The organism is Streptomyces goshikiensis, assembly GCF_014650555.1.
In the GTDB taxonomy this organism is placed as follows: Bacteria; Actinomycetota; Actinomycetes; order Streptomycetales; family Streptomycetaceae; genus Streptomyces; species Streptomyces goshikiensis.
Genome location: NZ_BMVE01000001.1, coordinates 135,259 through 160,188 on the forward strand (window position 1 = coordinate 135,259; position 24,930 = coordinate 160,188).

A 24,930-nucleotide genomic window follows, 5' to 3' on the forward strand; every position below is an offset into this window, starting at 1 on the left:
TCGGGTGGACAGGAGTGCGCCGGGGCGCGCGCGGCGAGGAGTGCGCCGGGCGGGGGTCGCTCGGCGCCCGGCTCCCATCCGGTCGCGCCTACGTCGTAACCACCGGCGCGTCCGACCCGTTGGAGGGGGCATGGGCATGGGCTTCACGATCGGCGGCAGTCGCAGCACCAGGGAATTCCGTTCCGGCGCTCGGCGCCGCGGCCGGACGTCGGAGTGCACGGCGGTGGCGGAGTACACCGGGCTGTGGGGCTGGGACGCGGTCCCGGGCGCCCGCGCCGCGGCCCCCGCCCGCCAGTGCTCCTGCGGTCATACGAATTGCAGCGCGCCCGGGGCGCATCCGCTGGACTTCGCTCCGACCGTCAAGGCCGGGGCCACCCTCGACGAGGTCACCGAGGCCTGGGGCGAGTACCCCGGCGCGGCGGTGCTCCTCCCGGCGGGCCGCGCCTTCGACGTCATCGAGGTCTCCGCGGAGGCCGGCCGGCGCGCGCTGGTGCGGCTGGAGCGGATGGGCCTGCCGCTGGGGCCGGTCACCGCGACCCCGGACGGCCGGGCCCAGTTCTTCGTGGCCCCCGGCGCCGCGGCCGAGCTGCCGCAGCTGCTGTACCGGATGGGCTGGGACGACGCGGACCTCGACCTGCGCGCGCTGGGCCCCGGGGCGTACGTCACCGCCCCGCCCTCCGACTTCGCGGGGCTCGGTCCGGTCAGCTGGCTGCGGCCGCCGGCGCTCGACTCGGCGGGCGGCCCCCCGCAGGCCCGGCTGCTGCTCGGCACCCTGGCGTACCTCTGCCACCGCTTCCGCCGCTAGCCGGTCCCTGCGGCTGCGCCCCGTAACGGACGAGTGCCCCGTGTCCGGCCGGACACGGGGCACTCACTCGTCTTCGGGACGGCGCGCTCAGTCGCCGATCAGGGCGTCCACGAACGCCTCCGGCTCGAACGGGGCCAGGTCGTCGGCGCCCTCGCCGAGACCGATCAGCTTCACCGGGACGCCGAGCTCGCGCTGGACGGCCACGACGATGCCGCCCTTGGCGGTGCCGTCGAGCTTGGTCAGCACGATGCCGGTGATGTCCACGACCTCGGCGAACACGCGGGCCTGGGTCAGGCCGTTCTGCCCGGTGGTGGCGTCCAGGACCAGCAGGACCTCGTCCAGCGGGCCGTGCTTCTCGACGACGCGCTTGACCTTGCCGAGCTCGTCCATGAGCCCGGTCTTGGTGTGCAGGCGGCCGGCGGTGTCGATGAGCACCACGTCGGCTCCCTCGGCGATGCCCTCCTTGACCGCGTCGTAGGCGATCGAGGCCGGGTCGCCGCCCTCGGGGCCGCGTACGGTGCGCGCGCCGACCCGGTCGCCCCAGGTCTGGAGCTGGTCGGCGGCGGCGGCCCGGAAGGTGTCGGCCGCGCCGAGCACCACGCTGCGACCGTCGGCTACGAGCACGCGCGCCAGCTTGCCGGTGGTGGTGGTCTTGCCGGTGCCGTTGACGCCGACGACCATCACGACGCCCGGGGTGTCGGCGCCGCCCTCGGTCTTCACGGCGCGGTCGAAGTCGGTGCCGACCAGAGTCAGCAGCTCCTCCTTCAGCAGGGCCCGCAGGTCCGCCGGGGTGCGGGTGCCGAGCACCTTGACCCGGTCGCGGAGCCGGTCCACCAGCTCCTGGGTCGGTACGACACCGACGTCGGCGATGAGGAGGGTCTCCTCGATCTCCTCCCAGGTGTCCTCGTCGAGGTGCTCGCGGGAGAGCAGCGTGAGCAGCCCCTTGCCCAGCGAGTTCTGCGACCGGGCGAGGCGGGCGCGCAGCCGGACGAGACGGCCGGCCGTGGGCTCGGGCACCTCGATCTCGGGGGCGGCGGGCGCCTCGGGCTCGGCGACCGGCGGGGCGGCGGGTTCCGCGACCTCCGCCTCGGGAAGTCCGACCTCCTCGATCGTGCGGCGCGGCTCTTGGGCCGTCGGTGCGGCGTCCTCCCCCACCTGCGGTTCGGCGGGCGGGGCAGTGATGGTCGGCGTACTGGGCGGCGCCGTCGGCGGCAGCTGCTTCTTCTTGCGGCTGCTGACCACGAGCCCGCTGATCGCGCCGACCGCGACCAGGGCGATGACTACAGCAAGGATGAGGATGTCCATAACCCGTCCAGTATCGGCCACGGCCGCCGCGGAGCAGGGACCTCGGCGGTGGCTCCCGGCGATGGCGATCGTGCCGTACGCCGCCATTTGTGGTTTTAGCGGCACATCCATGATGATGGGCGACTTCCCCCTGACCGCGTCCCCCGGAGAACCGCATGCCTGCCGAGCCCGCCGACGGAGCGGTGGACGCCGCGATAGAGACCCGCGGGCTTGAGCCCGTACCGGACGCCGAGCGCGACGGCCGGGTCCGTGAGCTCGTACCCACCTGGGTCGCCGCCAACATCAGCGTGCTGCTGCTCACCATGGGCGCGGGTCTGGTGATCTTCAACAAGCTCAACATCTGGCAGGTGCTGGTCGTCGCGATCGCCGCGCCCGTCGTGTCCTACGGGCTCGTCGGGCTGATCTCGATTGCCGGCAAGCGCGGCGGCGCGCCCGGCATGGCGCTCTCCCGGGCGGTCTTCGGGCAGCGCGGCAACCTCTTCCCGGGCGCGCTGATCTGGGTGGCCCGCTGGGGCTGGGAGACCATCAACGCGGTCAGCGGCGCCTACGCGGTGCTGACCGTCCTGGACCTGCTCTTCGGCGTCAGGAAGAACACCCCGCTGATCGTGGTCACGCTGCTGTTCTTCGTCACCTGCACCTTCGTGGTGTCGGGGCTCGGCATCAACGCGCTGCGCGTCTGCTCGAAGTGGTCGACGTACCTGTTCGGCGGGTTCAGCGTGCTCGTGCTCGGCTATCTGGTGGCCACCACGGACTGGTCGGACGTCTTCGGCAAGCCGGCCGGCTCCACGGCGATGATGATCGCGGGCATCGGCACGATCGCGGCGGGCGGCATCAGCTGGGTTCCGTCCGGTCCGGACTTCACCCGCTACCTGCCGCGCACCGCCTCCTCCCGGGGTGTGGTCGGCGCGACGATCGGCGGCGCGAGCGTGGTCGTCCTGCCGATGGTGCTGATGGGCGCGGTGATGGCCGTCGGCACGCCCGACCTGGCGACCGCGCAGGACCCGGTCTCCTTCATCGGCGAGCTGCTGCCGACCTGGCTCGCGGTGCCGTACCTGTTGATCGCCCTGGTCGGCATGCTGCTGATCAACTCGATGTCGATGTACTCCGCCGGGTTCACGGCGCAGACCCTGGGCATCAAGGTCCCGCGCGCGTGGGCGGTCAGCGTCAACGCCGTCATCAGCCTGGTCTTCGGTTTCCTGCTGATGGTGGTGGCGACCAGCTTCTTCGGCTCGTTCATCTCGTTCCTGACCCTGCTGGCGGTGGCGTTCTCCGCGTGGATCGGGGTCTTCGGCGTGGACATGCTCCGCCGCACGGCCTACGACGGCGCCGCGCTGCTGGACACCACCCCCTCCAGTGCCTACTGGTACCGGGGCGGCTTCGCCTGGCAGGCCATGACCGCCTGGGGGATGGCCCTGGTGGTGGGCCTGCTGTTCACCAAGGTCGACTGGTTCGGCGGCCCGCTCGCCTCGACCTGGATCGGGCGCAACGGCCTGGGCTGGGCGGCCGGCATCCTCACCTCCGCCGTCCTCTACGCGCTGCTCCCCCGCACCGTCCCCGCTCCCGGGTCCGCGGACCCGTCCGAGGAGCCGGCGCTCACGGGATCCCTGGGCAACTGACGCAACGTCAGCTAACGTCCCCCTTCGCCCGTCCACCCACATCCGGCGAAGGGGGACTCCTCCATGCCCATCACCGTGGCCCGGTTCAATCTCGTCGACCCGCACGGCACCCCCGAGACGCTCTCCGCCCGCTACCGGGCCGCGCTGGAGATGGCACGCTACGCGGACGACCGCGGCGTCGACACGGTCCAGACCGAGGAGCACCACGGCACCGCCAACAACTGGCTGCCCTCGCCGTTCGCCTTCGCGGGCGCGGTCTTCGGCGCGACCCGGCGGATCGCCGTCACCGTCTCGGCGATCATCAGCCCGCTGTACGACCCGCTGAAGGTCGCCGAGGACGTCGCCGTCCTCGACCTGCTCAGCGGCGGCCGCCTCGTCACGGTCGCGGGCATCGGCTACCGGCCCGAGGAGTACGAGCAGCACGGCGTGGAGTGGGGCCGGCGCGGCCGGCTCCAGGACGAGCTGCTGGAGACCCTGCTGAAGGCGTGGACCGGCGAGCCCTTCGAGTTCCGGGGCCGTACGGTACGGGTCACCCCGGTCCCGTTCACCCGCCCGCACCCGCTGCTGCTGGTCGGCGGCAGCTCCCGGGCGGCCGCCCGCCGCGCGGCCCGGCTGGGGCTGCCGTTCTTCCCGAGCGCACACCTGCCCGAGCTGGAGGCGTACTACGGGGAGCAGCTCGCGGAGCACGGGACGGAGGGCTTCTGCATGATGCCCGCCGCCGAGACCCCGCTGCTGCACATCGCGGAGGACCCGGACCGGGTCTGGGCCGAGTACGGCGACCGGTTCCTGCACGAGGCCGGGACGTACGCCTCCTGGCAGTCCAAGGACATCCGCAGCGCGGTGCGGTCCGGCGCGCGGACGGTAGCGGAGCTGCGCGCGGAGGGCGTGTACCGGGTGCTGACCCCGGCGGAGGCCCTCGCGTACGCCCGGGGCGCCGGCGAGGCGGGGAACCTGGTCCTGCACCCGCTGTGCGGCGGGATGCCGGTCGACGAGGGCTGGCGCAGCCTCCAGCTGCTGTGCGAACAGGTGCTGCCCCGGCTCAGGGAATGAGCGGGGGCAGCACCTGTCGTAAGAGGAGAGGGGGTGTTGGCGGGGGTGGTTACCCCATCTCCTCCAACGCCTTGCCCTTGGTCTCCGGCACCCACTTGAGGATGAAGGGGATCGAGAGCAGGGCGAAGAACGTGTAGATCATGTAGGCGCCCGAGAGGTTCCAGTCGGAGAGCGACGGGAACGAGACGGTGATGACCCAGTTGGCGATCCACTGGGCGGCGGCGGCCACACCGAGGGCGGCGGCGCGGATGCGGCCGGGGAACATCTCGCCGAGCAGCACCCAGACCACCACGCCCCAGGAGAGCGCGAAGAAGAGGACGAAGAGGTTGGCCGCGACCAGGGCGACGACGCCCTGGGTGTCCGGCAGGGAGATGTTGTCGCCGGTCCCGGTCTTGAAGGAGAAGGCCCAGGCGGCGGCGCCCAGGGACAGCGCCATGCCGACGGAGCCGATGAGGGCGAGCGGCTTGCGGCCGATCCGGTCCACGAAGATCATCGCGATCACGGTGCCGACGATGTTCACGACGGAGGTCTCGAAGGAGTACAGGAACGAGGCGCTCGGGTCGATGCCGACCGACTGCCACAGCGAGGAGCTGTAGTAGAAGATCACGTTGATGCCGACCAGCTGCTGGAAGACCGAGAGGCCGATGCCGATCCAGACGATGGGCAGGAAGCCGAAGCGGCCGCCGAGCAGGTCCTTGAAGGTGGACTTGTGCTCGGAGCGCATGGATCGGTCGATCTCGCGGACGCGGGCGTCGGCGTCGATGCCCGAGCCCTCGACCTCGCGCAGGACCTCCTTGGCCTTGTCCGTACGGCCGACCGAGACGAGGAAGCGCGGGGACTCGGGGATGACGAAGGACAGCAGGCCGTAGAGCACGGCCGGGACGACCATCACGCCGAGCATCCACTGCCAGGCTTCCAGGCCGCCGATCTCGCCGCGCTGGTCGCCGTCGGCGAGGTTGAGGATGCCCCAGTTGACCAGCTGGGAGACGGCGATGCCGATGACGATGGCCGCCTGCTGGAAGGAGGCCAGCCGGCCGCGGTAGGCGGGCGGGGAGACCTCGGCGATGTAGGCGGGGCCGATGACCGAGGCCATGCCGATGCCGAAGCCGCCGACGACCCGCCACATGGCGAGGTCCCAGAGGGCGAACGGGAGGGCGGAGCCGATGGCGCTCGCGGTGAACAGGGCGGCCGCGATCTGCATGCAGCGGATTCGGCCGATCCGGTCGGCGATGCGGCCGGCCGTGGCCGCGCCGAAGGCGCAGCCGATCAGGGCGGCGGCGATCACCTGGGCGAGTGCCGCCGAGCCGACGTCGAAGCGCTCGCGGATGGCGACGACGGCGCCGTTGATGACGGAGCTGTCGTAACCGAAGAGGAAGCCGCCCATGGCAGCGGCCGCGGTGATGAAGATGACGTGGCCGAGGTGGTCGGGCTGGGCCGCACTTCCACCGCCCGACGCGGGTGCGTTCGCTGTGCTGGTCAAGGTTCGCTCCTGGGCCCGGCGGCGACGGCGGGCGGTGTGGGGATTTCGTCGTTGCTCGTGTTCCTCTAGTGGCGCACAGCAAACTGCTCGCCACCACCTGAACGTCAACACGGCACAGCAGAGCCTATGGCTTCACTTTCCGAAGTCAAGAGTGAAGATGAACCGGATTGTTCACAGCACTGAGGTGCTTTGCGTTCATTACATGAAGAGATAAAGGTCAGCGGAGACGCTGGCTGATCACCTTGGAGACACCGTCGCCCTGCATGGAGACGCCGTAGAGCGCGTCAGCGACCTCCATCGTCCGCTTCTGGTGCGTGATGACGATCAGCTGTGAGCTCTCCTGGAGCTCCTCCATGATCCGGATCAGCCGCTGGAGGTTGGTGTCGTCGAGCGCGGCCTCGACCTCGTCCATCACGTAGAACGGGCTGGGCCGCGCCTTGAAGATCGACACCAGCAGCGCCACGGCCGTCAGCGAGCGTTCGCCGCCCGAGAGCAGCGACAGCCGCTTCACCTTCTTGCCGGGCGGGCGCGCCTCCACGTCCACCCCGGTGGCCAGCATGTCGTCCGGATCGGTCAGGACCAGCCGGCCCTCGCCACCGGGGAACAGCCGCGAGAACACGCCCTCGAACTCCCGGGCGGTGTCCCGGTAGGCCTCGGTGAAGACCTGCTCGACGCGCTGGTCGACCTCCTTCACGACCTGAAGGAGGTCGGCCCGCGTCCTGCGCAGGTCGTCGAGCTGCTCGCTCAGGAACTGGTGCCGCTCCTCCAGCGCCGCGAACTCCTCCAGCGCGAGCGGGTTGACCTTGCCGAGCTGCTGGTACGCCCGCTCGGCCGCCCTGAGCCGCTTCTCCTGCTCGCCGCGCACGAAGGGGCCGGGCAGGTTGCGGGGGTGCTCCGGATCCTCCGGCAGCCGCTCCCCCTCGGCGGGCGGGCTCGGCGGGACCGGCTGGTCCGGCCCGTACTCGGCGGCCAGCGCGGCCGCCTCCACCCCGAACTCCTCCAGCGCCCGGCCCTCGACCTGCTCGATCCGCAGCCGCTTCTCGGCGCCGAGCACCTCGCCGCGGTGCACGGAGTCGGTGAGCTTGTCGAGCTCGCCCTTCAGGTCCCGGCCGCGGCCCCGGGCGCCGTCGAGCTCCCGCTCGCGCAGGCCCTTGGCGTGCTCGGCGGCGGAACGCTCCCGCTCGGCGCGGCGCAGCGAGACCTCGATGTGCGCGAGCAGCTGCCGGGCGCCGTCGGCGACGGCCCGGGCCACCTCGGCCTCGTGCCGCAACCGGACCCGGCGCCGCTCGGCGCGCTGGCGGGCCTCGCGTTCGGCCCGCGCCGCGCGGTCCAGCCCGTCGGCGCGGCCGGCCAGGCCCTTGACGCGTTCCTCGTGGGTACGGAGCTGGAGGCGGGCCTCCATCTCCGTCTGGCGGGCGTTGGCCCCGTCGGCGGCGAGCCGGTCCCGCGCGGCGGTGTCCGGCTCCTCCTCTACGGGCATCTCCTCGGCGATCGCGAGCCGCTCGGCGCACTCCTCGACCTCGGCGAGCGCCTGCTCCAGCGCGTCCTGCGCCTTGGCGGCGGCGCTCGCCCCGCGCTCGGCCTCACCGGCCGCGCCCTTCGCCTGCCCGGCGAGCCGTCCGAGCTGCTGCGCGACGCCGGCCCTGGCCTGTTCGGCGGCCCGGCGGCGGCGGCCGAGGTCCTCGACGAGCGCGCCGGCCGCCTCCCGCCGCGCCTGCGCGGCCTGCCGCCGGGCGACGGCCGTCTCCCGCCGGGCGTCGAGGCGGGCCAGCTCGGCCGCGGCCTCGTCCACGGCGGCCCGCACCTCGATGAGGCTCGGCGCACCGGCCGACCCCCCGTGCGCGAGGTGCGCCCCGAGGACGTCCCCCTCGGTGGTCACGGCCACCGCGTCGGGCCGCGCCGCGACCAGCGCCTGCGCCTCGTCGAGGTCCCGGACGACGACGAAGTCCCGCAGCACCGCGCGCAGCGCCCGCACCGCGCCGTCCTCCCCGCCCACCAACCCCCCGGCGGCCACGCCCCCGCCGCCGGTGGCGACGGCCGTCGCCACCCCCGCGGCCCCGCCGTCAGGGGCTCCGCCCCCGAACCCCCGCGCCTCAATCGCCGGCGAGGCTTGGTGGCCCGGCACCGCGGCGCCCGCCCGGGTCTCGATGCCCTGGTACCGGGAGGGGGCGGGGTGGGGAAGCACACCGTCACCCGGCACCTCGGTTCGGCCCGGCGACACGGAATCGCCCGGAGACGGGACCTGCCCCGGAAGCACAGAATCCGCCGGGCCGGCACCGTGGCCCCCGAGGGGCGGGGCCGCCGAGCCAGCGCCCTGGCCCGGGAGGGACGGGCCCGTCGGCAGCGGGGCCTGGCCCCAGAGGGACGGATCCGTCGGGCCGGCGGACTGGCTCGGAAGCGCGGGGTTCATCGGGGCGGGGCCCTGGTCCGGGAGGGGTGGGGCTGCCGGGGTGGCGGCCTGGCTTGGATGCGTCGGGGTCGCCGGGGTGGCGGGCTGGTTCGGGAGGGGTGGCGGGGTGATCAGGAACGTGGCTCGGCCCGCGTCGGTGGTGCGGAGGTGGCGGATCGCCGCCGCCGCCCCGCTCACCGTGGCAACGGCGACCGCGTCGGCCGCCGCCCCCAGCGCCGCCGCCACCGCGACCTCGTACCCCGCCGCCACGGACACCCGCTCCGCCGCCGGACCCAGCAGCCCCTCCAGCCGCTCCCGCGCGGCCAGCACCGCCCCGGTGCCGTCCTTGCGCCGCAGCCCCAGCGCCAGCGCGTCCCGCCGCGCCGCCACCGCCGCGCGCGAGCGCTCCGTCTCGGCCAGCCCGTCCCGCGCGGCCAGCAGCTCCGTCTCCGCCTCCGCCAGCGCGACCCGCGCCGCCTCGTACTCCGCCTCCACCGACGCGTCGTCGAGTCCCCCGACCTCCTCCGCCAGCGCCTCGTACTCCGCCTGCGCGGCCGCCGCGCGCGAGCGCGCCTCGTCCCGCGCCGCCACCAGCCGGTCGATCTCCGCCTGCGCCGATCCCGCCCGGGACCTGGCCGCGCCCAGCCGGCCCGTCAGCCGCGCCAGCCCCTCGCGCCGGTCCGCGATGGCCCGCGCCGCGTCCCGTAGCCGGCGCTCCTCCTCGGCCAGCGAGCGCTCCAGCTCCGCCCGGTGCTCGACGGTGTCCTCCAGCGCCCGCGACGCGGCCTCCAGCGCGGCCGTCAGCTCCGCCTCCTGCTCACGGATCCGCGCGGCCTCCCGCTCCATGTCCTGCGGATCGCGGCCCCGCCGCTCGTCCTCCACCGGCGCCGACGCCGACTTCACCCGCGCCTGCGCGAGGGACTCGGTCCCCCGTACCCGCTCGGCCAGCTGCGACAGCTCGTACCAGGTCTGCTGGGCTCGGGCGAGACGTGGCGCGAGTTCCCGTACGGACGCCTCCAGCTCCGCCTCCCGCCGCAGCGCGGCCGCCAGCTCGGCCTCCGCCGACTCCTTGCGTTCCTTCAGCGCCGCCTCGTCCGCGATCTCCGCGTCCAGCGCGCCCCTCAGCGTCACGAGGTCGTCGGCGAGCAGCCGCAGCCGCGCGTCGCGCAGGTCCGCCTGGATCACCGCCGCCCGCCGGGCCACGGCCGCCTGCCGCCCCAGCGGCTTGAGCTGCCGGCGCAGCTCCTCCGTCAGGTCCTGCACGCGCGCGAGGTTGGCCCGCATCGCGTCGAGCTTCCGCAGCGCCTTCTCTTTCCGCTTGCGGTGCTTCAGTACGCCGGCCGCCTCCTCGATGAACGCCCGGCGGCCCATCGGATCGGCGTGCAGTACGGAGTCCAGCTGGCCCTGGCCGACGATGACGTGCATCTCGCGCCCGATGCCGGAGTCGGAGAGCAGCTCCTGGATGTCGAGCAGTCGGCAGGTGTCACCGTTGATCTGGTACTCGCTGCTGCCCCCGCGGAACATGATCCGCGTGATGGTGACCTCGGCGTAGTCGATCGGCAGTACGCCGTCGGAATTGTCGATGGTCAGGGAGACCTCCGCGCGGCCGAGCGGCGGACGCCCGGTGGTGCCGGCGAAGATGACGTCCTCCATCTTCCCGCCGCGCAGGGATTTGGCCCCTTGTTCGCCCATGACCCAGGACAGCGCGTCCACCACATTGGACTTGCCCGAGCCGTTCGGGCCCACCACGCAGGTGATGCCCGGCTCGAAGCGCAAGGTCGTTGCGGAAGCGAATGATTTGAAGCCGCGCAGGGTCAGGGACTTGAGGTGCACGCCGCCGGACTCTACCTTTCGCGCCCGGATTCACCCATGAAAGCGCCGGTGAGCCGGAGAGGCGGGAAAGAAAGAAGGGACGCCGAGGCGTCCCTTGCAGATCATGCGGGGCTGGAGTCGAGCGACGAGTTGAGCGCGGGTCAGGTGAGCGCAGGCTCCGCCTGGGGTACGTCGATACCGATGCTGTCCAGCAGCGAGTCTCCGTGCTGAGCGGCGGCCGCGTTCAGCGCGTCATTTTCGGACTGAATCCGTACGAGCTCGGACTCAAGGTCCTGGACGCGCTGCTGAAGCCGTCGCATCTCGGCGAGGAGTCGCGGGTCGGAGCCGCCGACGTAACCGAGAAGCGCCTTTGCCATGATGGATGGTCCTCCACACTGAGTGACCGACCGAAGCGGTGTGGGTCGTGAGGGAATCGCACCCGCGGATGTCCGGCAGCGACTGTCAGTCACTGCGCTTACTACTGCCACTACTGCCAAACAGCTCAGGTGCGCGGGGCTTCCAGCGTCTCACCAAAAAGTTTGACGGTCAACACGATCACGCCCCGTATCGGCGGGCAGCCCGGCCCTCGCAAGGGGCGTGGAGATCATCCTCGGTTCCGAGCCTTCCACGATTCGCGCGCCGCGGCAACGCGTCGGCGGAGAATGCGCAGATCCGACCATGTGCGAACCATAGAGAGATCTGATCAGGGCATGATCAGTCGATCGGTCATCTGATCGCGAACCCGTCGTAGCCACCGCGCGGTGTGCCCCAGATCTCTGTCACTCCGTCCACCCTCCCGGGCGTGTCGGCGGAGGTGAGCCACTCCAGCAGCCGGTGGCAATTCTCACGTTGACCTTCGGCCACCACCTGTACTCGGCCGTCGTCCAGATTGAGCGCGAAGCCGACGACCCCGCCGATCTCCAGAGCATTGGCCCTGGTGAACCAGCGGAAGCCCACTCCCTGTACACGACCGCGTACCCACGCGGTCATGCGCACGTCTGCATTCATGCGTGAACGCTAACCGGGCAAACAAATTCCGGTCACATCGCCCCCCGGGCCCCATGGGCTAAAGTCGCGCTCCACCCGTGCTCACCCTTTTGGGTGAGCACATCCGCACTTGCAAGGAAAGGTCGGCCTCCATGGGACGCCACGGACTCCACGCCGCGCCGCGCAGCGCCGGTAAGCGCGCCGCCGTGCGGGGCGGCCTGCTCGGTGTCTCCGTGGCCGTGGCCCTCGGCACCGCGGCCGTGATCACCACCGGAGTGGTGCCGGTCGGCAGCACCTTCCCGTACGTCGGCACCGACACCAAGGCGGAGGGGAAGACCGAGGCCGGCGCCAAGACCACGCCCGAGCGGGACGGGGCGGGGCAGCAGCAGAACGGCCTCGCCAACCTGTCCGGCCGCGCCTCCACCGGTCCCGGCGCGGGCACCGGCTCTCCGTCGGCCCCGTCCTCACGCTCGGCTTCCCCGTCGAAGCCGGCCTCCCCCTCCCCGTCTCCCTCGGCCTCCGCGACCGCCTCGGAGGCGCCCGCCGCCCCGGCGACCGCGACGCCCTCCCCGGCCGCCCCCACCGAGGCCCCGGCGAAGCCGGCCGCCCCGAAGCCGGTACCGCCGAAGCCCGTACAGCCCAAGCCGGTGCTGCCGAAGCCCATACCGCCGAAGCCGAAGCCGACGCCTGCCCAGCCCACGCCGACGCCCACCCCGACCCCGACCCCGACCCCGACGCCCACCCCGGCGCCGTCCACCGCCACCCCGGCGGCCGGCGACGGCCACTCCGCCGAGGAGGCCGCCGTGGTCACCCTGGTGAACCAAGAGCGGGCGCAGGCCGGCTGCGGTCCGGTCCGGGCGAACCCCCCGCTCGCGACGCTGGCCTCGGCGTTCAGCAAGGACATGGCCGTACGGGGCTTCTTCGACCACACCGACCCCGACGGGAACACCCCCTGGGCCCGCGCCCAGAACGCCGGCATCGGCGGTCTCGGCGGCGAGAACATAGCCCGGGGCCAGGGTGACGCCGAGTCCGTGATGAAGGCGTGGATGAACAGCCCGGGCCACAAGGCGAACATCCTCAACTGCGAGTTCCGCACCCTGGGCGTCGGCGCCTACTTCGCCGACGGCGGCCCGTGGTGGACCCAGGACTTCGGTTTCTGAGGCCCGCTCGGCCCGCTCGGCCCGCTCGGCCCGCTTGATCGCTAACCACGGGAAAGCGCACTCCCCCGGTTAGCGCCACGGGAGTACGCTTTCGTCATGGAGACCCCCGTCAGCACCGAAGCCGTCGAGCCCCCGCCCTTCGACGTCTTCGCGCGCGCCTGCCCGTCCCGCGAGACCCTGGAGCACGTCACCGGCCGCTGGGGCAGCCTCACCGTAGGCGCCCTGCGCGAGGGCCCGTGCCGCTTCAACGAGCTGCGGCGCCGGGTCGACGGCGTGAGCGAGAAGATGCTCTCCCAGACCCTTCAGGCGCTGGAGCGCGACGGCATCGTCCACCGCGAGGCGCAGCCGACGAACCCGCCGCGCGTCGACTACGAGCTGACCCCGCTCGGCCGCGAGGTCGCCGGCCGGCTGGCCTCGCTGATCCACCTCCTGGAGGGCAGCATGGAGCAGGTGCTGACCGCCCGCCAGGCCTACGACACCACGCGCGGCAGCCGCTGACAGCGCGGGCAGAAGTAGCTGGACCGGTTCATCCACGGCCGCCGGCGCATCGGCGTACCGCAGCGCCGGCAGGGCTCGTCCTCCCGCCCGTAGGCGTCGAGGGAGCGGTCGAAGTACCCGGATTCGCCGTTCACGTTGACGTAGAGGCTGTCGAAACTGGTGCCGCCCACGGCGAGGGCCGCGTTCATCACGTCCCGTACGTGCCCGAGGAGTTCCGCGCTCCGGGGACGGGTGAGGGTGGCGGTGGGGCGCTCGTAGTGCAGCCGGGCGCGCCACAGCGCCTCGTCCGCGTAGATGTTGCCGACCCCGCTGATCAGGGACTGGTCCAGCAGGGCCCGTTTGACGGTGCTCCGCTTGGCACGCAGCGCCAGGTGGTAGGCGGCCTCGTCGAAGAGCGGGTCCAGGGGGTCGCGCGCGATGTGGGCGATGACGTCGGGGAGCCCGTCGGGGGTGTTGTCGTGGAGCGAGAGCCCGCCGAAGGTGCGCTGGTCGACGAAGCGGAGCTCGGTGCCGGCGGCGTCGTCGAAGCGGACCCGGATCCTCAGGTGCTTCTCGTCGGGGGCGTCGGCGGGCTGTACGAGCAGCTGCCCGCTCATGCCCAGGTGGCCGAGCACGGACAGGTCCCGCCCCGCGAGGGGCAGCCAGAGGTACTTCCCGCGCCGCTGGGGCACTCCGACGGTCTCGCCCCGCAGCCGCGCGGCGAAGTCCACGCCTCCGGCGGGGTGCCTGCGCACGGCCCGCGGGTGCAGCACCTCGACGTCCTCGATGGTCCGCCCTGCCACCCAGCGCTCCAGTCCGCGCCGGACGACTTCGACTTCGGGCAGCTCGGGCACGTCGGTTCCTCCGGGAGTGGCGCGGATCTCTTCCTCCCGCCCGAGCCTACCGGCCGCCGCGGGCCGCAAACGGGGCCGCCCGCCCCCGCGGTGCGGGGGCGGGCGGATGTCCCTGAGGACGGGTGAAGGAAGGGTCAGACGCCCGGCGTCGGATCGGCGGGCATCGGCGCCCCGTCGTCCTCGGCCTTGGCGGGCACGACAGCGGAAGCCGCGGCCGCTGCCGCCGCGATCCGCTCGTCCGCGGCGGCACGGATCCCGCGCCACGCGGACTCCGCCGCCTGCTGTTCCGCTTCCTTCTTGCTGCGGCCGGTGCCGGTGCCGTACGAGACACCACCGACGCGGGCGGCAGCGGTGAAGGTCTTCTCGTGGTCCGGTCCGGTCTCGGTGACCAGATATTCCGGTACACCAAGTCCTTCTGCCGCCGTCAGCTCCTGGAGACTGGTCTTCCAGTCCAGGCCGGCCCCGAGGTTCGAGGACTTCTCGATGAGCGGGTCGAAGAGCCGGTGCACCAGCTCCGAGGCCGCGTCGAGGCCCTGATCGAGGTAGACCGCGCCGATCACCGCTTCAAGGGTGTCGGCGAGGATGGAGGCCTTGTCCCGGCCACCCGTGCCCTCTTCGCCCCGGCCGAGCCGGATGAAGGAGCCGAGTTCGAGGCCGCGGCCGACCTCCGCCAGTGCGCGCGAGTTGACCACAGCGGCCCGCAGTTTGGCCAGCTGGCCTTCCGGCAGGTCCGGGTGGGTCGTGTACAGCGTGTCCGTGACCACCAGGCCCAGCACGGAGTCCCCGAGGAACTCCAGCCGTTCGTTGGTGGGCAGACCGCCGTTCTCGTACGCGTACGAGCGGTGGGTCAGCGCACGCACCAGAAGGGCGGACTCGAGTCGATACCCGAGCCGCCCTTCCAGAAGCGTGTGGGACGAGGCCGCGTTGTTACTGTCTGCCTGCTTCTCAGCGTTGGACAGCTCAGACATTGCGCCTCTCACCAGCCGCTCAGACCTCGAGGACCTGGCGCTTGTTGTAGGTGCCGCAGCTCGGGCACGCGATGTGCTGGAGCTTCGGCTCCTGGCAACGCTCACACGAAACCAGGGTGGGGACCGCAGCCTTCCACTGCGACCGGCGGTGGCGCGTGTTGCTGCGCGACATCTTCCGCTTCGGAACAGCCACGGCTACTTCTCCTGCTTCTCGGCGGCGCCCTGAACTCCGTCAGAGGCAGTGCCGCTCATGTTGTCCTTCTCGTCGTCCTGATCGGTCACGACGAGTCCCTGCAATGCCGCCCAACGGATGTCGACGGCGTCGTGGTGGTGGTCCGGGTCGTCGTTCAGGCTGAGCCCGCAATCGGGGCACAGTCCGAGACAGTCCTCCCGGCACACCGGCTGCAGCGGAAGTGCGAGCACCACCGCGTCGCGCAGCACGGGTTCGAGGTCGAACAAGCCGTCCTCAAGGTGAAGCGTGTCCTCGTCGTCCTCGGCGTCGTCGGCCGGCTCCGCTGCGCGGCCCCGGTCGTCGGCGTCAGGGTACGAGAACATCTCCTGGAAGTCCGCCTTGAGCTCGCGCTCGACGGACTCCAGACACCTTACGCACTCCCCCGTCGCCGATGCACGGACGGTGCCTGTGACAAGCACCCCTTCCATGACCGACTCCAGCCGGAGGTTGAGCTTCAGCGGGGCGCCTTCCGGAACCCCGATGACGCCGGCGAGACCGAGGTCCGCCGGTGCCGCGATCTCACGGGACAGCCGCTGCATGGCACCAGGACGCCGACCCAGCTCGTGCGTGTCGAACACGAGGGGGTTGCGGTGGTCGAGGCGGGTATTCAGGGCCGTTCCTGCTTTCACAGATCGCTGAAGATCAAATATGCTGCCGCTCAAGGGCAGCATGGACCGCGGTGCATACGCGCGACCGAAGAGCCAGGATACCCGGCGCTTCGCTCTGAGCCCAATCCGGGCTAGCGACCCTGTTCGTACTGGCGCAGCTGGTCCAGGTTGATCATGCTCGTGTCGAAGAAGCTGGTCTCGTCGAGCGCGGCCTGCTGCGGGTGCTCGGGCTGCTGCTGCGCCGGCTGTTCCCCGGGCTGCTGGACCTGCTGACCGTAGCCGCCGTACGGATCCGGCTGCTGCTCGTAGGACACGGCGTACGGGTCGGGCTGCTGCGCCTGCTGCGGGTAGCCGCCGTACGCGTCCTGGTAGGAGTACGCGGCCGGCTGCTGGGGCTGCTGGTAGCCGTACCCGTCGTACACCGGCTCCGGCTGGGCCGGCTGGGACTGCGCCGGGATCAGCGGGGCGACGGGCGCCTGCGGCTCCGCGAGGCCCGCCAGGAAGTCCGCGTCGCTCGCCGAGCGGGACTGCTGCCCGCCCGCCGCGTCCTGGGCGGCCATGTGCGCGCCGAGGTCGTCCGTCGGGACCCGGCCCAGCAGCTTCTGGCGACCGCGCCCGACGGCCTCCAGGGTCGCCGAGAGCACCGCCTCGAAGGTGGCGAGCTTGGTGTCCACGTACGCGTCCGCCTGCCGGCGCTGCGTCTGCGGGTCGTCGCTGGGCTCGGGGGCGTCGGTGTCCGGGTAGCCCTGGTCGTCCAGACCCGGGCCGCGGCCGAGCAGCTTCTCGCGGCCCCGGTCCACCGACCCGATGGTCTTGCTGAGCACGACCTCGAAGTTCGCGAGCTTGCTGTCGACGTAGTCGTCGGCCTCGGCGCGGATCTCCTCGGCCTCGCGGCGGGCGTCCGCCAGGATCCGGTCCGCCTCGTCCTGGGAGCGCCGCGCGACCTCGGTGTCGGAGATCAGCGAACCGCGCTGGGCGTGCGCCGACTCGATGATCCGGTCCGCCTCGCGGCGGGCCTCCTCGACCATCTGTTCGCGGTCGCCGATGAGCTCCCGCGCCTGCGCGAGCGAACCGGGCAGCGCGTGGCGCACTTCTTCGAGCTGGGCGAGCAGCTCCGCGCGGTTGATCACGCAGGAGGCCGACATGGGCATGGACCGGGCGCCGCCGACGGCCGCGACGATCTCGTCGAGCTTCTTCTGCACGTCCATGGGGGCTCGCACTCTCTCGGCCTCGGGCGGTTCCTGAGACGGACGGGACGACTTTAAGGCCACCGGGCGGGCGCCCGGCACCCGGCCGAGGTGCCCTCAGTCCGTCACTTCTCGCCCAGTCGCTCGACGAGCGCCGCGTGCACGTGCGCGGGGAGGAGGTGGGCGACGTCCCCGCCCCAGGCCGCGACCTCCTTGACCAGGGAGGAGGACAGGAAGCTGTAGGTGGGGATGGTCGGGACGAACAGCGTCTCGATGCCCGACAGGCCCCTGTTCATCTGGGCCATCTGGAGCTCGTAGTCGAAGTCACTGACCGCGCGCAGGCCCTTGACGATCGCCGGGATGTCCCGCTGCTTGCAGAAGTCGACGAGCAGGCCGCGGAAGGCCTCGACCTGGACGTTGCCGTAGTCGGCCGTCGCCTCGCGGATCAGCTCGATCCGCTCCTCTACGGTGAACAGGCCCTGCTTCGACTCGTTGATCCCCACGGCGATGTACACGACGTCGTACAGGCTTGAGGCGCGTCCGATGACGTCGAGGTGTCCGTTGTGGATGGGATCGAAGGACCCCGGACAGACGACGCGGCGCAACTGAACTCCCTCGTTCATGACTCTTCGCTGGTGAAAGCGGCGCGGCCGTACCAGAGGGTCCCCTCGCCGTACTTCCGCGAACGGAGCGGCTCGAACCCCTCGGGCCACGGGAAGGCCCCGCTCCTGGTGCTCCGTTCCACGGTGACCAGTGCATCGTCGGTGAGCCAGCCATTGGACCGGAGTGTGATCAGGATCTCGCGGAGTTCCTGGTGGTCCACGGCGTACGGCGGGTCCAGGAAGACGATGTCGTACGGCTCGCCCTGCGCGGCGGCCGCGACGATCTGCTCGGCCTTCCCGGCCCGGAACTCGGCGCCCGGCAGGCCGACCGCCTCGATGTTGTCCCGGATGGCCTTGGCGGCCTTCGCGTCGGGCTCGACCAGCAGCGCCCGGTCGGCGCCGCGCGAGAGGGACTCCAGGCCGACCGCGCCGGAGCCGGCGTAGAGGTCGAGGACCCGGGCTCCCTCGACTCCGTGCAGGGACTCCCAGGTGGAGAAGAGCCCTTCGCGCATCCGGTCCGAGGTCGGGCGGGTGCCGGTGCCGGGCGGCACGGCGAGCCGTCGCCCGCCGGCGCTGCCGGCGATCACGCGGGTCATCTGGGGTCCTTCGGTGGGGAGGCGGAGAAACGTACAGGGGTTCCACGATAGGTCGTGCCGGTCAGCCCTTCTCCAGGTACTGCTCGCGCTCGGTGTCCAGCAGGGCGTCCAGCGCGAGCTTCAGGCCCGGCAGCCGCTCCAGTTCGGGGTCGTCGGCGACGACGCGGGTGGCCTCCTCCCGGGCCTGGGCGATGACCTCCTCGTCGTCGATGACGGCGAGCATCCGCAGCGAGGAGCGGACCCCGGACTGGGCCTGCCCGAGCACGTCGCCCTCGCGGCGCTGCTCCAGGTCGATCCGGGAGAGCTCGAAGCCGTCCAGGGTGGCGGCCACGGCCGCGAGCCGGGCCCGGGCGGGGCTGGCCTCGTGCATCTCGCTGACGAGCAGGCACAGTCCGGGCGCGGAGCCTCGGCCGACGCGGCCGCGCAGCTGGTGGAGCTGGGAGACGCCGAACCGGTCGGCGTCCATGATCACCATGACGGTGGAGTTGGGGACGTTCACCCCGACCTCGATGACGGTGGTGGCGACCAGCACCTTGACCTCGCCGGCGGCGAACCGGCGCATGACGTCGTCCTTGTCGGCGGGGTCCATCCGGCCGTGGAGCACCTCGACGCTCAGCCCGGCCAGCGCCCCGCCGCGCAGTTCGTCGGCGATCTCCAGGACGGCGAGCGGCGGCCGCTTGTCCCCGTCGGCCTCGGCGGACTTCTTCTTGGGGTCGGCGGTCTCTTCGTCGCCGATCCGCGGGCAGACCACATAGGCCTGGTGGCCCTTCCCGACCTCCTCGCGGACCCGCTCCCAGGCCCGGGCCAGGAAGTGCGGCTTGTCCTTGGCGGGCACCACGTGGGTGGCGATCGGGGAGCGCCCGGCCGGCAGCTGGTCGAGGACGGAGGTCTCCAGGTCGCCGAAGACGGTCATGGCGACGGTCCGCGGGATCGGGGTCGCGGTCATGACGAGCAGGTGCGGGGGCTGCTTCCCCTTGGACCGCAGCGCGTCGCGCTGCTCGACTCCGAAGCGGTGCTGCTCGTCCACCACGACCAGGCCGAGGTCGTGGAACTGCACCTTGTCCTCGATCAGGGCGTGGGTGCCGATGACGATCCCGGCCTCGCCGGTGACCAGGTCGAGCAGCGCCTTGCGGCGCGCAGGCATCCCCATGGACCCGGTGAGCAGCACGACTTTGGTGCCCTGGTCCGAGCCCCCGAGCATGCCGCCCTCGGCGAGTTCGCCCATCATCTCGGTGATGGACCGGTGGTGCTGCTGCGCGAGCACCTCGGTGGGCGCGAGCATCGCGGCCTGCCCGCCGCAGTCCACGACGGCGAGCATGGCCCGCAGCGCCACCATCGTCTTACCGCTGCCGACTTCGCCCTGGAGGAGGCGGTGCATGGGGTGCTCGGTGGCGAGGTCGTCGAAGATCTCCTTCGAGACGGTCTGCTGGCCTTCGGTGAGGGTGAAGGGGAGTTTGGCGTCGAAGGCGTCGAGCAGGCCGCCGGGGGCGGGGCGGCGGGGGACGGCCGGGAGCTGGGAGTCGGCGCGGCGGCGGCGGGCCAGGGCGACCTGGAGGACGAAGGCCTCGTCCCACTTCAGGCGCTGGCGGGCGTCCTCGACATCGGCCTTGGTGGCCGGGCGGTGGATCTTCAGCAGGGCCTCGGTGAGCGGGACCAGGCCGCGGCCCTCGCGCAGGGCGGGCGGCAGCGGGTCCACAGTCTCCCGGGCGCTGGGCAGGACGGCGTCCACGCACTTGGCGATCTTCCAGGACTCCAGCTTGGCGCAGGCCGGGTAGATCGGGATGAGCCGGCCGGCGAAGGCGGTGGCGGCGTCCTGGTCGGAGGCGTCCGCACCGAGGGGCTCGTAGGCCGGGTGGGAGAGCTGGAGCTTGCGGTTGAACATGCCGACCTTGCCCGCGAACATGGCGCGGGTCCCGGGCAGCAGCTCCTTGTGCGGTTTGTGGACCCCGGCGCCGAAGAAGACCAGCTGGAGGCGGCCGTTGCCGTCGGTGATGGTGACTTCGAGGCGTTTGCCGCGGCCGCCGTTGAAGGTGAGGATCCGGGCGTCCGCGACCTGCGCCACCACCGTCACGTGCTCGTCGAGCTGGTCGGCGAGTTCGGTCAGCGCCGTCAGCTCGCCGCGCTCCGCGTACTTGCGCGGGTAGTGGTGGAGCAGGTCCAGGGCCGTGTGCAGGCCGAGCTGTTCGGCCAGCACCTTGGCGGTGGCGGGGCCGAGCGTCTTCTTGAGGTCTTCGTCGAGCGCGGGCACGTGTTCCATTGCACACCATGGCGCTGACAACCCGGCTATTCGACCCCGATGAGGAGCGGCGGCGAGTACCGTCCGCCGCGGTAGGTGACGGTGTCCACGGCCAGGTGCCCGTGCTGTACGTAGGCCTCCAGGTGCTCGGCGAGGGCGTCGGGCACCTCCGGTCCGAGGACGAGGGTGACGAGTTCGCCGCCGGAGCCGAGCATCCGCTCCAGCACCGCCTCGGCGGTCTCCGGCAGGGCGGCGCCGATGACGGCGACGTCCCCGTCGATGAGCCCGAGGACGTCCCCGGCCTGGCAGATGCCCGCGGAGGTGAAGGACCGGCTCTCGGCGACGGCCAGTTCCGCGTAGCGGGTGGCGCCGGCCGCGGCGGTCATGGCGACCACGTCCTCGTCGAAGCTGCCCTCCGGGTCGTGCACGGCGAGCGCGGCCAGTGCCTGGACGGCGGACCGGGTGGGGATCACCGCGACCCGGACGCCGTCTGCGCGGGCCTGCTCGGCGGCGGCCCCGGCGGCCGCCCGCCCGTCGGGGCCGCCCGGCAGCAGCACCACCTCGCGGGCGTGGGCCCGCGCGATGGCGTCGGCCAGCGCGGCGGCGGTCGGCTCCTCCCCGGGCCGGGTGAGCACGGTGGTGGCGCCCGCCTCGGCGCAGAGCCCGGCGAGCCCCTCGCCGGGGACGACGGCGACCACGGCCCGCTGGGCGCGTTCGCCCCGGCCGCGGCGGCGCTCGTCGCCGAAATGGGTGATGCGGATCCGGTACGGCCGCCCGGCGACCACCCCGGCCTCCACCGCCGCGCCGGGGTCGTCGACGTGGACGTGGACGTTCCAGAGCCCGTCGCCGCCGACCACGACCAGGGAGTCGCCGAGTCCGTCGAGCCGGGCGCGCAGCGCCGTGACCGCCGCCTCGGTGGCCTCCAGCAGGTAGATCACCTCGTACGCGGGGCCGCCCTGCTCCTCGGCGCACGGCTCGGGCGTCCGCGGTACGGGCACGGCCCGTCCGCGGACGGGTTCCTGCCCGGGTTCCTGCCCGGAGAGCGCCTGCCAGAGCGCCCCGAGTACGGCGACCAGCCCGCAGCCCCCGGCGTCGACCACCCCGGCCCGCCCCAGCGCGGCCAGCTGGCCCGGGGTCTGCGCGAGGGCCGCCCGGGCCCCGTCGTAGGCGGCGCGGGCCACCTCGGCGGCGGTCCCGGCGGTGGTCAGGGCGGCTTCCCCGGCGCGCGCGGCGGCGGTCGCGACGGTGAGCATGGTGCCCTCGACGGGGTGCGCGACGGCCCGGTACGCCTCCTCGGCGGCCCGGGTCAGCGCCTGGGCGAGCAGCCCGGCGGGGCCGCGGCCCTCGGGTTCGGTGCCCAGTACGTCGGCCACCCCGCGCAGCAGCTGCGCCAGGATCGTCCCGGAGTTGCCGCGGGCGCCTATGAGGGCGCCGTGCGCGTAGGCCCGTACCGCCTCGGGCAGGGAGGGCGGGGCTGTGGTGTCGCTCACGCCGGCCGGTCCGGTCCCCCCGGCCCCGAAGACGGCGTCGAGCGCGCGGTCGCCGGATTCGGCGGTCAGGTAGAGGTTGGTGCCGGTGTCGGCGTCGGCGACGGGGTAGACGTTGATCGCGTCGATGTCCTCGCGGGCCCGGCCCAGTGCTGCCAGGGCGAGCGAGCTCCAGGTGCGCACCGCTTCGGCGTCGAGCTCGTCGGCGGGCTGCGGCTGGGGCTCGTGCGGCACCGGGCGTTCCTCCTCGTGCGGGCCAGGGTTCACCGCAGGGTAACGAAGGACGGCCGCCGCCCCCGGACCCCGGGGCGGGGTCGGCGGCGGCCGTGGTAGTTTTCTAGGACGGACGCAGTCGTTGTATGCTGCTCCGGTTGCCCGATGAAAGTCGGGCCATTCCCCCGGCAAACCACTCAGACTTCGCAGACTTCTGATCCGGTGCGCCGGATTTCACTGTAAGTGCATCTGAAGTCTTTGGAGTGACCTGTGGCTGCCAACTGCGACGTTTGCGCCAAGGGGCCGAGCTTCGGCAACAACATCTCCCACTCGCACCGCCGCACCTCGCGTCGCTGGAACCCGAACATCCAGCGCGTCCGTGCCGTGGTCAATGGGACGCCGAAGCGCCTCAACGCCTGCACCTCGTGCATCAAGGCCGGCAAGGTCTCGCGCTGACGCCACCCGTCGTAGCGCAGCCCTTTCCGGTTGCCAAGAAGGCCGGTCCACCCTGGTGGACCGGCCTTTTGCCTTGCCCGGACGCTGCCCGGACCCTGACCCGGACCTGACCCGGGTCGCGCGCGGCGCCGGTTCAGCGGTGCCACCGCCAGGCGTGGTCCACCGGGCCGATGCCGCCGCCGAGGGAGAATCCGGCGGCGATGGCGCCCGTGACGTACTCCTTGGCCCCGGTGACGGCCGCCGGCACCTCCAGGCCCTTGGCGAGGCCGGCTGCGATCGCGCTCGCCAGGGTGCAGCCCGTGCCGTGCGTGTGCCGGTTGTCGTGGCGGGGCGCCCGGAGCCAGAACTCCTCGGCCCCGTCCGTGAGCAGGTCCACCGCCTCGCCCGCGTGCGCCGCGAGATGACCGCCCTTGATCAGCGCCCAGCGCGGCCCGTACCCGAGGACGGCGTCGGCGGCCCGCCGCATGTCGTCCTCGCTCGTCACGGCGATCCCGGTGAGCTGTTCGACCTCGTCCAGGTTCGGGGTGGCCACGGTGGCCCGCGGCAGCAGCTCCTTGCGTACGGCTTCCAGCGCCGAGGGGGCGAGCAGCGCGTCCCCGTGCTTGGAGACGCCCACCGGGTCCACGACGGCCGGGGCGGCGGTTCCGGCCAGCAGTTCGGCCACCGTCTCCACCAGCACGGCGCCGGACAGCATCCCGGTCTTCACCGCCCCCACCCCGATGTCGTCCACCACGGCCCGGTACTGGGCCCTGACGGCCTCGGCGGGGAGTTCCCAGGCGCCCTTCACCCCGAGCGAGTTCTGCGCGGTCACGGCGGTCACCACGCTCATGCCGTGGACGCCGAGCGCCAGCATGGTCTTGAGGTCGGCCTGGATGCCCGCGCCGCCGCCGGAGTCGGATCCGGCGACGGTCAGGCACAGCGGCGGGGCGGCGGTCACCGGGCGGCGTCCTCGGCGGCCGGGTCGGCTCCGAAGTGGTCCCAGCCCCCGGTGGAGTGCCAGGGCGCGCCGTCCACGGTCACCTGGGGCTGCGCGGAGGGGTTCAGTACCTCGCCGATGACCTTCCAGCGGGCGGGGAGCTTCACGTCGGGCGGGAAGGTCGCCACGATGGCGTGGTCCTCCCCGCCGGTGAGCACCCACTGGAGCGGGTCCACGCCGACGGCCTGGCCGATGTCGTGCATCTGGGTCGGGATGTCCACGGCCGCCGAGCGCAGGTCGATCCGTACCTTGCTGGCCTCGGCGATGTGCCCGAGGTCGGCGATCAGGCCGTCGCTGACGTCCGTCATGGCGGTGGCGCCGAGTCCGGCGGCGGCGGGGCCGGCGTGGTACGGCGGCTCGGGGCGCCGGTGCGCCTCGACGAAGGCCCGCGGGGAGCGGAAGCCGCGCGAGAGCACCGCGAAGCCGGCGGCGGACCAGCCGAGCCAGCCCGTGACGGCCACGACGTCGCCGGGCTGGGCGCCGGAGCGCAGCACGGGCTCGTGGTTGCGCAGGTCGCCGAGGGCGGTGATGGCGACGGTGATGGTGTCGCCGCGCACGACGTCCCCGCCGACGACGGCGGCGCCGGCGACCTGGCATTCGTCGCGGATGCCGTCCATCAGCTCGGTGGGCCAGGTGACCGGCAGTTCGGCCGGGACGACGAGGCCGAGCAGCAGCGCGGTCGGCACGGCGCCCATGGCGGCGATGTCGGCGAGGTTCTGCGCGGCGGCCTTGCGGCCGACGTCGTAGGCGGTGGACCAGTCGCGGCGGAAGTGCCTGCCTTCCAGCAGGATGTCCGTGCTCGCCACGACCCGCCGGTCGGGGGCCGACACCACCGCGGCGTCGTCGCCGGGTCCGAGCCGGACCGCCGGGGTGGTGGTGAGCCGTGAGGTGAGCTCCCGAATGAGCCCGAACTCCCCCAGCTCGCCCACAGTGCCCTTCATCGCTGTGCCCCTTCTTGCCCAGTCCGCTTGCGGTCGCGAGCCGTCACAGCTCTGGGTACCGTCAACAGATACGTCAACTTCTGCTCTCCGTACGCCCCGCCGTGCGTGGCGCCGGGCCCGCGGGTCTCCCCGTGACGCTCGGCGACGCGGTACCGTGGCGTCCCTTCTTCCCCGGGCCCGCCCGATCTGCCTGGGCCCATCCGAAGGTTAGGGGAAATGATCCTCGTGGCCGCCCTGGAGGTTCCGTGGTACAGGCGTACATCCTTATCCAGACCGAGGTGGGCAAGGCGTCGTCCGTCGCCGAGTCCATCGGCCAGATCCCGGGGGTGATCCAGGCCGAGGACGTGACGGGCCCGTACGACGTGATCGTGCGCGCCCAGGCCGACACCGTGGACGAACTCGGCCGCATGGTGGTCGCCAAAGTCCAGCAGGTGGAGGGGATCACCCGCACCTTGACCTGCCCGGTGGTCCATCTGTAGCCCCCGTCTACTCT

General features: G+C 72.6%; 23 protein-coding genes. 7 read left to right on the forward strand and 16 right to left on the reverse strand.

Translation table 11 applies throughout. The annotated features are described in order from the left end of the window. Positions 1–136: 136 nt before the first annotated feature. Positions 137–805, forward strand: coding sequence for a bifunctional DNA primase/polymerase (locus IE248_RS00625; RefSeq protein WP_073798463.1), 669 nt, complete (start codon positions 137–139; stop codon positions 803–805). Between the two features lie 87 nt (positions 806–892). On the opposite strand, the gene ftsY is transcribed toward IE248_RS00625, so the two are convergent. Continuing rightward, on the reverse strand, positions 893–2,110 hold the full coding sequence (ftsY, locus tag IE248_RS00630) for a signal recognition particle-docking protein FtsY (protein ID WP_037792132.1): 1,218 nt from the start codon (positions 2,108–2,110) through the stop codon (positions 893–895). 155 nt (positions 2,111–2,265) lie between these two features. On the opposite strand from ftsY, the gene IE248_RS00635 reads away from it, so the two are divergent. After that, positions 2,266–3,726: a cytosine permease gene (locus IE248_RS00635; RefSeq protein WP_190029774.1), complete on the forward strand. Its 1,461-nt coding sequence runs from the start codon at positions 2,266–2,268 to the stop codon at positions 3,724–3,726. Positions 3,727–3,789: 63 nt separating this feature from the next. Continuing rightward, positions 3,790–4,776 carry an LLM class flavin-dependent oxidoreductase gene (locus IE248_RS00640; RefSeq protein WP_190029775.1) on the forward strand — a complete coding sequence of 329 codons (987 nt, stop codon included), beginning with the start codon at positions 3,790–3,792 and terminating at the stop codon, positions 4,774–4,776. Between the two features lie 49 nt (positions 4,777–4,825). Here the strand turns inward: IE248_RS00640 and IE248_RS00645 are convergent, their stop codons facing one another. From IE248_RS00645 to IE248_RS00660, 4 genes are all read right to left on the reverse strand, one after another. Further along, the gene (locus tag IE248_RS00645; RefSeq protein WP_073798382.1) at positions 4,826–6,256 is read right to left on the reverse strand and encodes a sugar porter family MFS transporter; all 1,431 of its coding nucleotides are present in this window, start codon (positions 6,254–6,256) and stop codon (positions 4,826–4,828) included. Positions 6,257–6,473: 217 nt separating this feature from the next. Next, complete coding sequence (locus IE248_RS00650) at positions 6,474–10,478, reverse strand: AAA family ATPase (RefSeq protein ID WP_190029776.1); 4,005 nt, start codon at positions 10,476–10,478, stop codon at positions 6,474–6,476. 140 nt (positions 10,479–10,618) lie between these two features. Next, positions 10,619–10,834, reverse strand: coding sequence for a hypothetical protein (locus tag IE248_RS00655; protein WP_008739933.1), 216 nt, complete (start codon positions 10,832–10,834; stop codon positions 10,619–10,621). Between the two features lie 349 nt (positions 10,835–11,183). Then, positions 11,184–11,465 (reverse strand): acylphosphatase, encoded by a 282-nt coding sequence (locus tag IE248_RS00660; RefSeq protein WP_008739932.1) that lies wholly within the window; start codon positions 11,463–11,465, stop codon positions 11,184–11,186. A 131-nt stretch (positions 11,466–11,596) separates the two neighbouring features. Here IE248_RS00660 and IE248_RS00665 point away from each other — a divergent pair, with 131 nt between their 5' ends. After that, entirely contained in the window at positions 11,597–12,604 is a 1,008-nt protein-coding gene (locus IE248_RS00665; protein ID WP_190029777.1) for a CAP domain-containing protein, read from the forward strand. Between the two features lie 96 nt (positions 12,605–12,700). Beyond that, positions 12,701–13,102 (forward strand): winged helix-turn-helix transcriptional regulator, encoded by a 402-nt coding sequence (locus tag IE248_RS00670; protein WP_073798380.1) that lies wholly within the window; start codon positions 12,701–12,703, stop codon positions 13,100–13,102. On the opposite strand, the gene mutM is transcribed toward IE248_RS00670, so the two are convergent. The 9 genes from mutM to fakA form a co-directional block, all read right to left on the reverse strand. Beyond that, positions 13,075–13,935: a bifunctional DNA-formamidopyrimidine glycosylase/DNA-(apurinic or apyrimidinic site) lyase gene (gene mutM / locus IE248_RS00675; RefSeq protein WP_073798379.1), complete on the reverse strand. Its 861-nt coding sequence runs from the start codon at positions 13,933–13,935 to the stop codon at positions 13,075–13,077. The two genes, IE248_RS00670 and mutM, sit on opposite strands and share 28 nt — an antisense overlap. Positions 13,936–14,069: 134 nt before the next feature. Further along, a complete protein-coding gene (rnc, locus tag IE248_RS00680; protein ID WP_073776569.1) occupies positions 14,070–14,903 on the reverse strand; it encodes a ribonuclease III in 834 nt (277 codons plus the stop codon). A gap of 19 nt (positions 14,904–14,922) precedes the next feature. Beyond that, positions 14,923–15,096 carry a 50S ribosomal protein L32 gene (rpmF, locus tag IE248_RS00685; protein WP_003965982.1) on the reverse strand — a complete coding sequence of 58 codons (174 nt, stop codon included), beginning with the start codon at positions 15,094–15,096 and terminating at the stop codon, positions 14,923–14,925. 2 nt (positions 15,097–15,098) lie between these two features. After that, positions 15,099–15,797: a YceD family protein gene (locus tag IE248_RS00690; RefSeq protein ID WP_229895075.1), complete on the reverse strand. Its 699-nt coding sequence runs from the start codon at positions 15,795–15,797 to the stop codon at positions 15,099–15,101. 77 nt (positions 15,798–15,874) lie between these two features. After that, on the reverse strand, positions 15,875–16,951 hold the full coding sequence (locus tag IE248_RS00695) for an ATP synthase F0 subunit B (protein WP_190029778.1): 1,077 nt from the start codon (positions 16,949–16,951) through the stop codon (positions 15,875–15,877). A 104-nt stretch (positions 16,952–17,055) separates the two neighbouring features. Beyond that, complete coding sequence (gene coaD / locus IE248_RS00700; protein WP_190030044.1) at positions 17,056–17,535, reverse strand: pantetheine-phosphate adenylyltransferase; 480 nt, start codon at positions 17,533–17,535, stop codon at positions 17,056–17,058. 14 nt (positions 17,536–17,549) lie between these two features. Further along, positions 17,550–18,128, reverse strand: a complete 579-nt coding sequence (rsmD, locus tag IE248_RS00705; RefSeq protein WP_100582762.1) for a 16S rRNA (guanine(966)-N(2))-methyltransferase RsmD — start codon at positions 18,126–18,128, stop codon at positions 17,550–17,552. Positions 18,129–18,189: 61 nt separating this feature from the next. Next, the gene (gene recG, locus IE248_RS00710) at positions 18,190–20,385 is read right to left on the reverse strand and encodes an ATP-dependent DNA helicase RecG (protein ID WP_073798377.1); all 2,196 of its coding nucleotides are present in this window, start codon (positions 20,383–20,385) and stop codon (positions 18,190–18,192) included. 26 nt (positions 20,386–20,411) lie between these two features. Continuing rightward, positions 20,412–22,085 carry a DAK2 domain-containing protein gene (fakA, locus tag IE248_RS00715; RefSeq protein ID WP_190029779.1) on the reverse strand — a complete coding sequence of 558 codons (1,674 nt, stop codon included), beginning with the start codon at positions 22,083–22,085 and terminating at the stop codon, positions 20,412–20,414. A gap of 249 nt (positions 22,086–22,334) precedes the next feature. On the opposite strand from fakA, the gene rpmB reads away from it, so the two are divergent. After that, positions 22,335–22,520: a 50S ribosomal protein L28 gene (gene rpmB / locus IE248_RS00720; protein WP_007266795.1), complete on the forward strand. Its 186-nt coding sequence runs from the start codon at positions 22,335–22,337 to the stop codon at positions 22,518–22,520. A gap of 133 nt (positions 22,521–22,653) precedes the next feature. Here the strand turns inward: rpmB and thiD are convergent, their stop codons facing one another. Together thiD and IE248_RS00730 are read right to left on the reverse strand one after the other, a co-directional pair. Next, positions 22,654–23,457: a bifunctional hydroxymethylpyrimidine kinase/phosphomethylpyrimidine kinase gene (gene thiD, locus IE248_RS00725; RefSeq protein ID WP_008739893.1), complete on the reverse strand. Its 804-nt coding sequence runs from the start codon at positions 23,455–23,457 to the stop codon at positions 22,654–22,656. After that, positions 23,454–24,437, reverse strand: coding sequence for a thiamine-phosphate kinase (locus IE248_RS00730; RefSeq protein WP_037792123.1), 984 nt, complete (start codon positions 24,435–24,437; stop codon positions 23,454–23,456). The genes thiD and IE248_RS00730 overlap by 4 nt, the downstream gene beginning before the upstream one ends. A 245-nt stretch (positions 24,438–24,682) precedes the next feature. Between IE248_RS00730 and IE248_RS00735 the strand changes: the two genes are divergently transcribed. Further along, entirely contained in the window at positions 24,683–24,916 is a 234-nt protein-coding gene (locus IE248_RS00735; RefSeq protein WP_008739890.1) for an Lrp/AsnC family transcriptional regulator, read from the forward strand. Positions 24,917–24,930: the final 14 nt, after the last annotated feature.